14 protein-coding genes and 2 pseudogenes are annotated in these 13,702 nt (G+C 47.5%); 7 read left to right on the top strand and 9 right to left on the bottom strand.

Going from position 1 to position 13,702, the window contains the following annotated elements; genetic code table 11:
• Nucleotides 1–240 precede the first annotated feature (240 nt).
• Nucleotides 241–1,037 (top strand): annotated as a pseudogene (locus PLA01S_RS06745) (formate/nitrite transporter family protein).
• Nucleotides 1,038–1,076: 39 nt separating this feature from the next.
• Here the strand turns inward: PLA01S_RS06745 and PLA01S_RS06740 are convergent.
• Entirely contained in the window at nt 1,077–1,604 is a 528-nt protein-coding gene (locus PLA01S_RS06740; RefSeq protein ID WP_127590940.1) for a GNAT family N-acetyltransferase, read from the bottom strand.
• A gap of 242 nt (nt 1,605–1,846) precedes the next feature.
• On the opposite strand from PLA01S_RS06740, the gene PLA01S_RS06735 reads away from it, so the two are divergent.
• Both PLA01S_RS06735 and PLA01S_RS06730 read left to right on the top strand, forming a co-directional pair.
• Nucleotides 1,847–2,839 (top strand): ABC transporter substrate-binding protein, encoded by a 993-nt coding sequence (locus PLA01S_RS06735; protein ID WP_246059363.1) that lies wholly within the window; start codon nt 1,847–1,849, stop codon nt 2,837–2,839.
• A 107-nt stretch (nt 2,840–2,946) separates the two neighbouring features.
• Nucleotides 2,947–4,566, top strand: a complete 1,620-nt coding sequence (locus tag PLA01S_RS06730; protein ID WP_127590938.1) for an AraC family transcriptional regulator — start codon at nt 2,947–2,949, stop codon at nt 4,564–4,566.
• A 177-nt stretch (nt 4,567–4,743) separates the two neighbouring features.
• Here the strand turns inward: PLA01S_RS06730 and PLA01S_RS06725 are convergent, their stop codons facing one another.
• The 3 genes from PLA01S_RS06725 to PLA01S_RS06715 all read right to left on the bottom strand — a co-directional run bounded on the left by PLA01S_RS06725 (nt 4,744) and on the right by PLA01S_RS06715 (nt 7,652).
• On the bottom strand, nt 4,744–6,582 hold the full coding sequence (locus tag PLA01S_RS06725) for a UbiD family decarboxylase (protein ID WP_127590936.1): 1,839 nt from the start codon (nt 6,580–6,582) through the stop codon (nt 4,744–4,746).
• A 258-nt stretch (nt 6,583–6,840) separates the two neighbouring features.
• A complete protein-coding gene (locus tag PLA01S_RS32450; RefSeq protein WP_246059362.1) occupies nt 6,841–7,035 on the bottom strand; it encodes a hypothetical protein in 195 nt (64 codons plus the stop codon).
• Nucleotides 7,036–7,094: 59 nt separating this feature from the next.
• Complete coding sequence (locus PLA01S_RS06715; protein WP_127590934.1) at nt 7,095–7,652, bottom strand: hypothetical protein; 558 nt, start codon at nt 7,650–7,652, stop codon at nt 7,095–7,097.
• Nucleotides 7,653–7,821: 169 nt separating this feature from the next.
• Here PLA01S_RS06715 and PLA01S_RS06710 point away from each other — a divergent pair, with 169 nt between their 5' ends.
• The 3 genes and pseudogenes from PLA01S_RS06710 (at nt 7,822) to PLA01S_RS06705 (ending at nt 9,281) form a co-directional block, all read left to right on the top strand.
• Nucleotides 7,822–8,424 (top strand): TetR/AcrR family transcriptional regulator, encoded by a 603-nt coding sequence (locus PLA01S_RS06710; RefSeq protein ID WP_127590932.1) that lies wholly within the window; start codon nt 7,822–7,824, stop codon nt 8,422–8,424.
• Nucleotides 8,425–8,648: 224 nt separating this feature from the next.
• Nucleotides 8,649–8,756, top strand: a pseudogene (locus PLA01S_RS33165) (bacteriocin immunity protein); the annotation flags it as partial.
• A 42-nt stretch (nt 8,757–8,798) separates the two neighbouring features.
• Nucleotides 8,799–9,281 carry an immunity 63 family protein gene (locus tag PLA01S_RS06705; RefSeq protein ID WP_127590930.1) on the top strand — a complete coding sequence of 161 codons (483 nt, stop codon included), beginning with the start codon at nt 8,799–8,801 and terminating at the stop codon, nt 9,279–9,281.
• 168 nt (nt 9,282–9,449) lie between these two features.
• Here PLA01S_RS06705 and PLA01S_RS06700 read toward each other — a convergent pair whose 3' ends face one another.
• The 5 genes from PLA01S_RS06700 to PLA01S_RS06680 all read right to left on the bottom strand — a co-directional run bounded on the left by PLA01S_RS06700 (nt 9,450) and on the right by PLA01S_RS06680 (nt 11,954).
• Nucleotides 9,450–9,728 (bottom strand): YxcD family protein, encoded by a 279-nt coding sequence (locus tag PLA01S_RS06700; protein WP_006209626.1) that lies wholly within the window; start codon nt 9,726–9,728, stop codon nt 9,450–9,452.
• A gap of 3 nt (nt 9,729–9,731) precedes the next feature.
• Nucleotides 9,732–10,175, bottom strand: a complete 444-nt coding sequence (locus PLA01S_RS06695; protein WP_100536435.1) for a hypothetical protein — start codon at nt 10,173–10,175, stop codon at nt 9,732–9,734.
• A gap of 56 nt (nt 10,176–10,231) precedes the next feature.
• A complete protein-coding gene (locus PLA01S_RS06690; RefSeq protein ID WP_100536436.1) occupies nt 10,232–10,810 on the bottom strand; it encodes a PadR family transcriptional regulator in 579 nt (192 codons plus the stop codon).
• A 204-nt stretch (nt 10,811–11,014) separates the two neighbouring features.
• Nucleotides 11,015–11,584 (bottom strand): beta-class carbonic anhydrase, encoded by a 570-nt coding sequence (locus tag PLA01S_RS06685; protein ID WP_090911712.1) that lies wholly within the window; start codon nt 11,582–11,584, stop codon nt 11,015–11,017.
• 40 nt (nt 11,585–11,624) lie between these two features.
• Complete coding sequence (locus tag PLA01S_RS06680; protein ID WP_127590928.1) at nt 11,625–11,954, bottom strand: iron-sulfur cluster biosynthesis family protein; 330 nt, start codon at nt 11,952–11,954, stop codon at nt 11,625–11,627.
• Between the two features lie 129 nt (nt 11,955–12,083).
• On the opposite strand from PLA01S_RS06680, the gene PLA01S_RS06675 reads away from it, so the two are divergent.
• A complete protein-coding gene (locus tag PLA01S_RS06675) occupies nt 12,084–13,601 on the top strand; it encodes a carboxypeptidase M32 (protein WP_127590926.1) in 1,518 nt (505 codons plus the stop codon).
• The last annotated feature ends 101 nt before the right edge of the window (nt 13,602–13,702 follow it).

Genomic DNA, 13,702 nt, shown 5'->3' with positions numbered 1-13,702 from the left:
ACCACCTGCGCTGTGCATCAAACAAGTGTATCATCCTTATCTTCTTATGATAGTGGAAGCTTAACGGCAGTGGGTTACGATTCTATGAAGATGAAATATCAGATTTGATACCCCGACCGGATCGAGTTGTGTCCACCATGAATATTTCGTCAGGGGAAATGGGGTAATGATACATAAGGCGATATGAATTATTGGAAAAATCGTGTAATCTATATAGAATCGACTTTTTCAGGAGGAATTATGGAAACCGAATCATTACTCAAGGTGGAGCAGCTTGCTCTCAAAAAACACAAAATTTTCAAACAAAGCCATCTTCGTTACATCGCCCGCTCCATGCTCGCCAGCATGTTTATCGGCTTTGGCGTCATTGTTGCTTTTAAGACAGGCAACTTCTTTTATCTGGAGCATTCCCCCCTGACTTACCCGATGGCCGCCCTTACGTTTGGCGCGGCGATCATTCTGATCGCGTATGGGGGAGGGGACTTGTTTACGGGGAACACGTTCTACTACACGTATGCCGCTCTGCGCAAGAAACTAAGATGGCTGGAGGTCGTCAAGCTGTGGGTCTTCAGCTACGCGGGGAATATCTTGGGGGCGTGCACGTTTGCGCTGCTGATTTTCTTGACCGGACTTTTCGTGGATTCATCCGTGAACGGTTTTTTGCTCGATGTGGTTGAGCACAAAATGACCACTCCGACGGTGCAGCTGTTTTTCAGGGCCATTCTGTGCAACTGGCTTGTATGCCTTGCTTTTTCATCCCGATGTCACTGAAGGGCGACGGGGCCAAGATGTTTGCCATGATGCTGTTTGTATTCTGTTTCTTCATTTCCGGATATGAGCACAGCGTTGCGAATATGTGCACCTTTGCTATTGCGCTCGTGCTGAATCATCCCGGCACGATTTCATTGGAAGGCGTACTGCATAACCTGATCCCGGTAACGATTGGCAATTTGATTGGCGGCGTGCTGCTGATGGGTTTTATGTATTATTTTGTGAACAAACCTTTTCTGGATGCGAAGGAATCCCCGGAAGAATGAAACTTAAAGAGGTTTAAGCAGAACCCCTAACGCAAGTGGTTAGTTTTTTAATAATGAATACACCCGCGTATCGTGTGCCACGCCGTTTTGATATATATATTGGCGAAGGATACCTTCCGCTTCAAAACCGAGTTTGGTCAGCAGGGCGTGGGAAGCCTGGTTCTCAAGAAAAACAACGGCACCGATGCGGGTCAAGCCAAGCACTTGAAAACCATATGCGATCACGGCGGAGGCAGCTTCGATTGCATAACCTTGTCCCCAGAATTCAGGATGTATTTCATATCCGATCTCGGCCCTCTTATGCCGCGGGGACCATACGTTATACCCCATGGTGCCGATGAGACCCTGCGTATCTTTCCTTTCGATGCCCCAACGAATCCCGCGTTTCTCCGCGTAGTTGGTAGCGAAGAGCTTAACCATGTGGAGTGCCTGCTCGAGGGTGGTCAGTGTGTCTTGTCCGTAATAGCGAGTCACCTCATCATTCGAGAAGCAGCTATAGATGGCCCCGGCATCCTGATGCTGGATTTCCCGCAGCTTTAATCGTTTGGTCTCTAGTATTGGAAACAATGCTCTCCCTCCCAGGTAGAAATAATATTTATTATATAGATTTATGAATAAAAAGTAGAGGGGCTTCCAAGCTAAGGGGCCCTTTTAGTTTGTATAAAAAAAGATTCGAGAAAATGTATTGTTGGATCCCAAAGGGTGAGATACAATGTACCTGAACGAAATGAGAATGATTATCATAATCAATATGTGGGATTCGTGCTCTTTTCGTACCTTTTAACAACGTGCAAGGGGAGACATGTTTTATGGCAAGGTCTATTTATAAGAATGCCGGATGGATGCTAGCTTTATTAGCGCTGATGATTCTACTGGCTGGATGCGGAGCTCAGCAGAGTCAGGAGGGAGCTGAGCCTTCAGAACAAGTCACGGAACAGAAGGACAAGCAGGAGGAGCAGGATGCGGCTGCTACCAAAGTGGTGAAGGATGAATTCGGAGAAGTCGAAATTCCCGTAGATCCGAAGAGGGTAGCGGGAATTTACCTGGAGGACTATCTGCTGGCCCTTGGCATTACGCCTGTTGTGCAGTGGTATCATCCGAGCTGGGGGAAACAGGATTATTTGGAACTCGAAGTTCCGACCTTTGATATAACGGGGAGCGTGGAGGCTCTGCTGGAAACCGGTCCGGATTTGATTATTGTTGACGGAGCGGTGGATGCGGCCAAGTATGAACTATACTCCAAAATAGCGCCTACTTATCGGCTGCCCGAGTCTATTTTACAAAGTCCGCCGGACATTATGAAGGCCATAGGGGATGTGCTTGGCATACCTGAGGAAGCCGAAGGCGTGTTGAGCGACTATAATAAGAAAATCGAGGAAACGAGGATGAAACTGCAACAAGCTGTCGGGGAAGAGACCGTGGCGGTGCTCCGGTTAAATGTCGGAGATAAAACGCTCGCCCTGTTTGGTATCGAGAACCGGTTTATCGGCAATATCTACAAAGAAATGGGGTTGACTCCACACCCGTTTGCGCGTGACATGACCGATTTTCAAGCTATTCTATCCGAAGAGAAAATCCCGGAGTTAGATGCGGACCATATCATTATTTTCCCTTCGAACGGCAGCTGGGACTCGGAAGAGAATCAAGAAGCAATGCAGGTATTTGACAGTCCGTTGTGGAAATCCGTACCCGCCGTCAAAAACGGTCATGTGTACAGAGCGGATCGAACCCACTGGCAAACGGGCGCGATTAAAGCGAATATGATAAAAGCCGATGATCTCTTGAACTGGTTTGTCCAATAATCAGATTAACCGTGCATGATGAGAAGGAACAGGAAGCTGTCAACCAAGTTGATATGCTTTTTTGTTCTTTTGCGCTATACATATGATTTTCGGTAGGGGAAGATGACATGAACGATGAGATCAAGTTGCTGCGCGATACTGCTTTTTATAGGCTTAAGGATATTCGGTTTCGTTCTCGTTCCATAAATGGGCTGGAGGCTCCTGTGTGCGGGAACGACTTCACGCTGCTGATTGCGACTGCCGGGACCGGACGATTGGTTCTGGAGGATACAGAGCATGCCATACGTCGAGGGCGATGTTATCACATTGTACCAGGCACAACTTCGGTTATTCATTCTGAATCCGACGGATTGGCTTACTATCGATTAACTTACGAATATTGGAGGATTGATGGCAGGAAGACCGACTCTGTGCCGGTGCGAAGCTTCCAATCCTGCATGCGCCAGGGAGTTTTGTCCTGTCGTCCGTTCTCCCAGTGCCTTGATTATTTGGAAGCTCTCTGGAAGCAACGGGGAACCAGGTGCGAGCTGGAAGACTTCGACGTTCACGTTCGATTTCAGCAGCTTATGCTGTTTCTATGCAGGCAGAACCGGAACGATTCACAGTCCATCGATATGCGTCAGGCCGTGGAGCGATCGATCGAGCATCTGACAGAAGATTACCGGAAGACGTGGACAGTGGAACAACTGGCTGATCGTGCGGACGTTGCGCGTTGGCATTATACGCGGATTTTTAAAGAGTTAACGACCCAGTATCCGCTTGATTACCTGAACCGTATCCGGATTGAGCGTGCAAAAGAATTGCTGCTGGCAACGGAAGATCGGCTGCTGGATATTGCATCATTCGTTGGGTTTAGCAACGAATATTATTTTAATCGTCGATTCAAACAGACGGTCGGCGTTTCTCCTGGTCAATATCGACGTCGTCGCCATGACCACGATACTAAGCGGGTGTTTGCGCCATTCCTTGAAGATTTTCTGGTAGCTCTCGGCATTAAGCCCGTCATACAATGCACCCACCCGCGGTGGGGAAAGCAGGATTATCTTGGCTTGCACGATGTTCCGGTCATCGATATCGAGCGTGAGGATATTGATGAACTTTCCCGTCATAAGCTGGATATGATCATGATGGATCAGGGCTTCACACGTTGGATGTCCGACGACGGCTTGGGACGGTTAGCGCCAACATACGAGTTTCAGCACGCAGGCGAGGATTGGCGCCAGACGCTTCGTACATCGGCAGACCTGCTGGGCCGGATGGATCGGGTGTCGGATGTCATTGCACAGTATGAATATAAAGCTAGTAGAGCCAAGGCGCTTCTGAAACGAGCCGTCCGAACACAAACCGTGGCTTGTCTTCGTATATCGGCATTAGGAATGAGTCTGTATTCGGGCCCAGATCACGGGTATACCGGGCCGATCCTGTACAGGGATCTTGGGCTGACCCCGCATCCGCTCGTTCAGCGGTTGTCAGGGGATGCCAGAAATGCGATTCTAACCCGGGAATACATGAAACTATTGGATGCCGATCATTTGTTTATTACCCTCGATAAACGCCATTCTTCATGTGAAGGCGAGGAGAGAAGCGTGATGGATACGCCGGAATGGAAGTCACTGCCGGCCGTTAAGAGTGGCTGTGTGTATGAGGTTGATTTTCTCACCTGGATGAATTATGGGAGCATATCGCACGGGAGAAAGATTGAGGATGTGCTGAGCGTGCTGGTATAGGAAGCGGACAACCGAATGGCACTTGAAGTTGAATCCCAACCTCCGCTCTTTTTGCATCATCGTCATCGTGGTTCCTATGAAGATATATAAGGGCTGATCCCATAGTCGCATTGACTACAGACCAGCCCTTATAAATTTCATTCATTTCTGGAATAACGCCCGCGGTCATCCCTTAATTTATCGTATCGGAATACGACTTAAACTGCCTCCATCCGTAAATAAACGCTTGATGCTGCGTTCAACCTCTTCATCCGGTATTAATGGTGGGGCCTGATGCGGTTTCGTACGGGCATCGATAATGACCGTATCACAACCCCAGTGCTTGTGCTCATAGCGGCTGTTCACACCGTGAATGTCATGGGAAGGATTGCTGCGCGTAAAGGTCGCCCACAGGAAATTACTCACTGTCGCACTCATGAATTCACTATCATCACACAGAATGATCATTGGACAGGAAGAGAGGGCACCTCTCGCACGGATTGCCTCGTTTAGATGCTCCATTTCCTGCCGTACTTCGGCATAACTCGTAAAAGGGGCTCCCTGGATTGCGACAATGCCGGGCATGATCCATTTCGATGGCGAGTACCCGGGCAGATCCTTCAAGGCTTCAGGCACCTCTTGGCACAAATCCCTTTTTTTATCCCCGACCGCCGCGAATACGACCTTGCTGCCGGTGTTGAGACCGGTACCGGAATAATCGAGTGTATCGATCGTGGTATTGGTCTGAAAATGGATATCCCGGTGCAGGTCGATACGTTCCAATATATAGGACATAAAAGCCTCGATCTGATGCGTGTCTAAGGTTTGGTTCTCCTCGGCCGCTATGAACAGATACTTGGCCAAACTCAATTGGCCCGTGCCCAATATCCGATTGGCAATCGTAAGAAGCTCAGCCGGCTGTTTCACTTGTTGATAAGGGGTATATCGTTCGCTGCCGATGGCAAAGAGCAAGGGGTGAACCCCAGCAGCGTCCACCGCATGAACCTCTTTGACACCCGGAATTTCTTGCCGGATGGCCCCGCCGGTCAGCTCATGAATCAGTTCGCCGAAGGACGTATCCTCCTGCGGAGGTCTTCCCACGACCGTAAATGGATAGATGGCCTGTTGTTTGGCGTAGACCTTGTGCACTCGCATGACGGGAAACGGATGGACAAGGCTGTAATAGCCCAGATGATCGCCAAAGGGACCTTCCGGCTTGGTTTCACCCGGATGGATTTCCCCTGTAATGACAAAATCCGCATCGTGGCTAATGCAGTAGCCGTCAACATAGCTGTACCGGAAATGGCGTCCGGACAGCAAGCCGGCAAAGGTAAGCTCGCTCATGCCTTCAGGCAGCGGCATAACCGCTGAAATCGTATGCGCAGGGGGACCCCCGATGAAACAGCTTACTTTAAGCGGCTGCCCCAATTTATTGGCCTTCGCTTGATGGATGCCGATACCCCGGTGGATTTGGTAATGGATGCCGACTTCCCTGTTCATTTCATATTCGTTGCCTGTGAGCTGCACCCGGTACATGCCCAGATTGGAATTCATGACACCTGGCTTCTCCGGATCTTCCGAATAGACTTGAGGCAGCGTGACAAAAGCACCGCCATCGTCCTTCCAGTGCTTAATTAGCGGCAGATCGGAAATTTGAATTTCCTGAAAGCCAGGTGGGAGAGTCCCCGTTTTTTTGATAGGTAATGCGGTTTTAGCTGCCAATCCCGTCCCGATATATTTGAACGGATTTTTGAGCGCCTTCATCGGATCGTTGCGCAGCGCAATCACGTCTTGCGTAGATTCGAAGGTTTCCCGGAAAATGAATTTACTGCGCTCGATCGTACCGAACAGATTGGAGACCGCGCGGAACCTTGAACCCTTTACATTTTCAAACAGCAGCGCCGGGCCGCCTGCGGCATAGACCTTCATATGTATGGCTGCCATTTCCAAATGAGGATCAACCTCTTCATGTATACGAACCAAATGCCCATGTTTCTCCAGATCCATAATGCATTCTTCCAGATTATGATATTTCATTACATAGCTCCAATCCCTTGAAGATAGTGAACTTATTCTACTATTATCGACAATCTCGGAGCACAGGTCAATGACACCTAATATAGATGGGACGAATCGTATCTTCAAAGAACCATATCGGAGAGCTATTTCTGATAGAACATGCAATACACGGTCAGGCCGTTGATATTCTCTTCATGCCTTAAAGCAAATCCCCACCTTTGATACAAATTTACATTCCCCTTATTTTCCGTATCGAGCGCGATTCCATGTGACTTGTTATCCGCATGAACCACTAAAGGTACCGAGCAAGATTTCGTTTTCAAAATAGCCCCATATTTCTTCATTCAGCAGAAAGCTTTTATCAAACATGAGGGAGACAAATGCGGCCGCTCTGCTTCTTGATTTACGATCGAGTTCTGGATCGCCAAATGCATACAGAAACAAGGGATCCCGGGCAAATGCCAGGCTCATAATGAATGAAAATAAGAGTTTATCCGATTTGGTCAGCTTGGATACTCTGCATGAAGTGTTCATGCTTTCTCTACAGCTTCGCCATAATGATCGACAGCAAAGCTGAACAATACTTTCAGCATAAACAGGGTGCCGGCCAATAACATGTAGGGCTGGATGTTGGACAGCAAGAACGTACCTCCTATGCCGATCGACAGGAGCAAGCCTCCTATAAAACGCTGCGATGATTTCCCGATCAGCGCATTTACGATCACAGCTCCAGCGATTGTATATGCCCATATACCGACGGCATACTCAATATCGGTATTCAACAGAAGCGCAATCATGATGATATGAACGTGTATCGCAATGAACACTGTGCGATTCGTTTTTCGGGACGCGTAGAAATTACTGGTTGAGATTGTGAAATTGGCAATGCAGCCGGCGAAAATATCGAAGATGAGCAATAAGGCAAGGGTACTGCGCCATAAAGGCAAAGAGCTTGTGATTTCAGGATAAATGAAGCCCATCGCGATGGTTAGAAGTCCACCGAAGAGCAGTATGACCAGAAGAGAGCCAACGGACTGCTTTTCACCAAAAACATCATGCAGAATCGAAGGAATCTTTACGATTTTCATTACATAACGCACTCATTTCTTTTCTAATTTAAATTAATATTATGTAGTAATTGAATTGATTGACTACAAAAACATTATAACTTCGAGTAGGTGGTTGTCAATTGTTTTATAGTGAAAGCATTGAGTTGCTCTAAAACTTGATATATACTTCATTTGAGGTGGAGAACACATGAACGGGTATGAACGAAGAAAGCACAAAAAAATCGAACAGGTCTTCGACGCCGCTTTCCAGCTATTTTCAAGGCACGGTTACCAAAAGGTTAGCGTTAACGAAATCGCCCAACAGGCAGGCGTGTCACCTGCGACGATATATAACTATTTTGGAACCAAAGATCAGCTCTATATGGAAATGATCAAGGAGTGGACGGACAAGCAGTTGGAGGTGTATGAGCGCATTCTGGATTCCGCGCGCTCTTTTGCCGATAAGACCCGAGAAATCATGCAGTTGGAGGCTAAGAATCTGACCTTTTTGTCGGAAGAGTTCCGGAAATTCCAATCCTCCGAGGAGCGTGGCATTAGTCAGACGATCCAACAGTACAGCGAGGAGAAAGTAAAAGGTTTTTTCATGAGATTTGTCGCGCTGGGGAAACAAGAAGGTTATATTCATAAGGACCAAACCGAAGAGGTCGCGATGCTGTACTTCTCGATGTTCATGAATGAGCTGGGGCGACGCTGGGATTCGGGGAACCAGGAATATGGCAATGGCAGCATGGAAACCTTGTTGGAGCTTTTCTTTTACGGTTTAGCCGGGCAAAAACATGAAGGCAGTTGATATGGTTTTATATCATAATGTGCTGTTTCGGGAAGTGCTTCTAAACGGGGAATTTTTTGAATGAAGTATTGGTAGAGAAATGATATAAGCGTACCATAGTGAGAAATAAGCCTTTATTATGGAAGGCTTATTTCTTTTATTTAAGTTCTTCTGAAGCTGGTGCAGTGTTTTTTATTTATACGATGGAGAGGAGCCGACTGATTTCTACTGCTCTTTAGTCAACGAATGTGCCTCACCCTGACATCAGCAATCTGATTTTTTGGCCGGAAGAAGATCTTACACCTGAGGAAATCGTTGAAAAGGCATTGAATTATAAGCCAATAGTACTGTGAGCGATATAGAAACTAATTTACGAGGCTCCTGAGGGGGGATATATGTCCATTATGCTTACAAAACAAGAAATGATTGATCGAATCCTTCATCTGCTTCATAAGACTTCTGTGTATGATCCTGAATACGAGAGAGTGGCCACTCTACCTTTTGAAGAAGGTTATATCGGTGATTTGAGTCCGGTTGTCCGGGTTGGAGTGCAGGATTGCGAGCTCGCTATGTATGAAAGAGGCGTGCAGATGCTCAGCAAGAGGACGAAGGATGTTGATGAAGTGATCTTCTGGATCCTGGAGGATACCATTCATACCATAGCCCATATCAAGCTTCTGCTAAAATACAAGGTGGATAATGTAAACACCCATTTGAAGTATACCAAGGACGAAATCCAAGAAATGACGGATATGATCAATGAATCCTTCCTGCAGATTGGCGGAAAATATGAAGAGTGGCATAAGGCGGGCAAGCGGAAAGAGCTGGAGTCGCCTAATCCGGGCAGAAACGCAGGCAAAGGCACAGAGCGAAGCTAATGATGCATGCGCATTGCTCGTATGATAAATAGGAGAGGGGCGCGATATTGTTGAAGCGCTTTTCTTGGACGGAACCTTTGTGCGGTGTACGAACTGATTCTATTGTTTGTAATCAAAGAGCAGCCGCTTCACATAGTAGCGAAGCGGCTGCTTTATCGATTCATAACGTTATTGCTGAACGATTGCGATAATTTCGTCTTCCAGCTCAAGTCGTACTTGTTCGCTGTAAGCGCGGATATTGTACTCGGAGTGCAGGTAACGGAGAATAGCTTCGATGAGGTTAGCCTCAATCAAATATTGTGTTCTTCCGCTGACCCATACTTCGGCTGTATATCCGGTATCTTCGTCCCAGCTAAGCTCAAGCGATACATCGGTTGGTTTGACGCCTCTGCGTTCCGCCTGATGAAGGCAGACCGCATTGATGATTTCATCCATGCTCAGAACCATGGATTAGTACCGATTATTGTTATTGTTGTTGTCGCGAGGTTCGTTTTGTTTACGACGATTCTTCACGGCGCGTACAACAGCCATAACGATCATAATCAAAGCCCAGATTGCGATCAGGTTAATGAGCAATCCCATGATTTCGCCCATGAAGCCCATGCCGGCGAACATGCTGCCGAAGAGCAAACCAGCCAGACCACCGATCATAAGTCCTTTCATCAAGCTGCCGCCGCTAAAAAATCCTGGTTTTTTTGTGCTGCCGGCTGCTCCTGTCGTATTGGAACGGTTGTTCGTTTGTTGAACATTATTGGTATCCTTTTTCGGAGTGCTGTTGTATGACTTGGTGCCGGATTTGAAACCTCCGCCACCTCTGCGGGCATCTGCGGAATCAGGCGTCAGCGCTACAAAGAACAGTGTAATCGCTACAAGAATAGTCAATACTTTTTTCATCGTGTTCTGTCGAACCTCCCAGTAAATTTAGAGTAATAAAGAGTAATACGGACGAGTCACGATAAGGTTTCAAAATTTGTGCGACCATGTTTTGAGGCTGTTGTGTGCTGCTGCCGTCTCAGTAATTCCAGTACCCAGTCGCACCACTTCAGCTCGGTTTCAGCCATCATCAACCCTTTGGTAGCGAGTACATAATTGCTGAAAGCCTTGCTTCCAATCTCGCGGGTATCCTCCGGAATTCCCTCTAATATCTGCTCATAATAACGTTTCTTCTCCAGATACCCGATTCTGCGGTCCTCGAAAATATCGACGGCGATGCCGATCTCCGTTAGCCACAGGCAAAAGGTTCGAAGAGAAAGTTCATCCTTGGTGACTGCAGGCGCGATGGGTTGATACATCCATTCACGCAGCTTCTGCATGCCTTTTTCTGTAATCGCATAGATTTTCTTGTCCGGTTTATCACTTTGCTGGACCCAGTGCGAGGACAATAGCTGTTTCTCCTCCATGCTGGACAGCAGTGGATAGATCTGACTGTGTTTGGCTTGCCAAAAAGGCTGTATTCGAAGCATCAAATCGTATCCCGATGATTCTCTTCTTGCCAGTAATCCTAACAAGCCGTATGACAACGTATTCATGGACATAACTCCCTTTGAAACGCATATCGTGGACGCTAAGGCAGGAATGATAATCCGCCTATCGGTCCGGTTGATAAAAAGTGTACACTGAAACTGTATGGTTTGACAACCGGGGGAGGGGGCTTTCTCTCTGCTTTTGGCAAAATTGTGACTAAAAAAGCACAAACGCTTAAGCGTTTGTGCTTCCATTTGACTTTGGTTGATTTATTCGTTCTCGTAACCTTCTACGACCAGATCAAGCGCGCCGGTGTTGGGATCGATGACCATGCCGTGAACGGGTACGTTTGGAGGAAGAAGTGGGTGGTTTTTGATCAGGTTTACGGTATTTTTTACGCCGTCCGTAATGTTATCGAATCCGCGAAGCCATTTGGATAACCGGATGCCCGAGTTTTCCAGCGTGGACAACACTTCATCGGATATGCCGCGGTCTCTCATATGCTGGATCATGTCCTCGGCGTTCAGGGAAGCCATGCCGCATTCGTAGTGACCCACAACGATGACTTCTTCGGCGTGCAGTTCGTACAGTGCAACCATGACGCTTCGCATAACACTTCCGAAGGGCTGTGAAATAATCGCGCCGGCGTTTTTAATGATTTTGACATCGCCATTTTTGAAATTCATCGCTTTAGGGAGCAGTTCGACCAATCGTGTATCCATACAAGTGATAATGACGAGTTTCTTCTCAGGAAAACGCCCTGTCAGGTAGGATTCGTACTCTTTATTCTCTACAAAGCTGCGATTGTGTTCCAGAATGCTGTTAAGGTGTTTTTCCATCGATTTTCTCTCCTTTGTATCTATTGTTTATTTGTTGTTCTTATGCTCTGGCATCTAATACTTGAATGTTAGTACCGTAGTTCTGTCCGCTGCTGTCCAGGCGAAAGGAGTAGGTGGCTGGATCGGCGTCGAGCCTCATCTTCTCTTCGAAAAAAACGGCCTGCTTGCGGTTCATGATAAACGGCACCGGGCTGCCTGTCTCGATAGCGATATCTTCCATCGTCGGCTCATCTACAATACGCAGGCCTGGGAAGCCGTTGACGGCACATCCGCATCCCTCCGTGTCATAGATCAGCCTGATTGCGCCCGGCTTGTCCCCAAGCTTGTGCTTCAGCTTCAGCTCTGCTTGCGGGGTGAGTTGAATGTTCACTGCATCCTGACACTCCTTTATATGTATATTGTTATTTATTCTTTCTGGAAGTTGATTATATACCTTGTAAAAAGTATCATCAATAGAGAATAGAAGAATCCTATTAATAAAAAAAGAAGGTGTGCCGGAATGGCAGTACAACATTTACCACAATGGGAACAATTTGATCGATTGGTTCGCAAAATCATGAGTTATTACGAAGCTATTGGCCTACTTCATTGGGATTTACGGACGGGTGCTCCACGCAAGGGAACCGAAATCCGTTCGGAAACGATCGGGGTTCTATCCACAGAAGCATTTAAACTGCAAATATCGGAAGAAATGGGACAGTTGTTATCGTTTTTTGCGGAGCCGAAACAAGCAGAACAGCTCGATGACCGCAAACGCCGCATGATTGCCGAAGCACGCAAGGTGTACGATCAGAGCAAATCCATCCCGCCTGAACGCTTCCAGGAGTATTCCATTCTCGCCGCCCAATCGGAGACGAAGTGGGAGGAAGCGAAGAAGAACAGCGATTTTGAAGGTTTCGAACCTTACTTAACGAAGATTGTTGCGTTCAAGCAAGAGTTTATTGAATATTGGGGCGTGAAAAACACAAGATACGACACACTCCTTGATATGTATGAGCCGGATTTAACGGTGGAAAAGGTGGATGCCATCTTCGAACGCCTGAAAGCGCGTCTGGTACCGCTAGTTCATGCGATCCAGAATTCGCCCTTCAAGCCGAAAACGGACTTCTTGAAACAGCTGTTTCCGAAAGAGCAGCAGGAGAAATTCAGTTTATTCCTGCTGGAGCAAATGGGCTACGACTTTGAAGCGGGACGTTTGGACGAGAGCGTGCATCCATTTGCGACGGGCTTGAACCCGGGTGACGTGCGCATCACGACCATGTATCTTCCCGATGATGTGCTAAGTGCGGTATTCAGCTCTTTGCATGAGGGGGGGCATGCCCTTTACGAGCAAAATATCGATAAGGAGCTTGCAGGTACGCCGCTTTCCGGCGGTACCTCAATGGGCATCCATGAATCTCAATCCCGTCTGTGGGAAAATATGATTGGCCGCAGCCGTCCGTTCTGGCGCCGTTATTTCGCGGATCTGCAGCAGCACTTCCCTGAACAATTGAAGGACGTGGACATCGAGGATTTCTATTTGGCCGCGAACAAGGTAGAGAACTCTCTGATTCGAATTGAGGCGGATGAACTTACTTATAATCTGCACATCATCATTCGTTATGAGATCGAGAAAATGCTCTTTAACGAAGGGTTGGCGGTGAAGGATCTTCCGGAGACCTGGAACGCGAAGTATAAAGAATACCTCGGCATTATGCCGCCGAACGACGGAATGGGGGTTCTGCAGGATGTTCACTGGTCCGGGGGCGATTTCGGATATTTCGCTTCGTATTCCCTCGGCAACATGTATGCGGCTCAGTTCCTACATACGATGCGCAAAGAACTGCCGAACCTCGACCAGCTCATCGAAGAAGGGAACCTGGCTCCGATTAAGGAATGGCTGACGGACAAGGTTTACAAGTACGGAAAGAGCGAGAAGCCGTCCGAGATCATCGTACGTGTCACCGGAGAAGAACTGAATCCGGACTATCTGGCCGACTATCTCGAAGAGAAGTATAAAGAGATTTACAAACTTTAAGCATCACGATAAACGCAGCCCAAGGGGCTGCGTTTTTTTGCATTAAAACAGTATCACCTTCGAAGGCTTCCATCCTGTTCTCGCTAGAAAGACTTTCTATA

It is taken from the genome of Paenibacillus lautus NBRC 15380 (assembly GCF_004000945.1).
GTDB classification, from domain to species: domain Bacteria; phylum Bacillota; class Bacilli; order Paenibacillales; family Paenibacillaceae; genus Paenibacillus_AQ; species Paenibacillus_AQ lautus.
The sequence above is the reverse complement of the archived record's forward strand: the minus strand, read 5'-3'. Positions and strand labels throughout refer to the sequence as shown.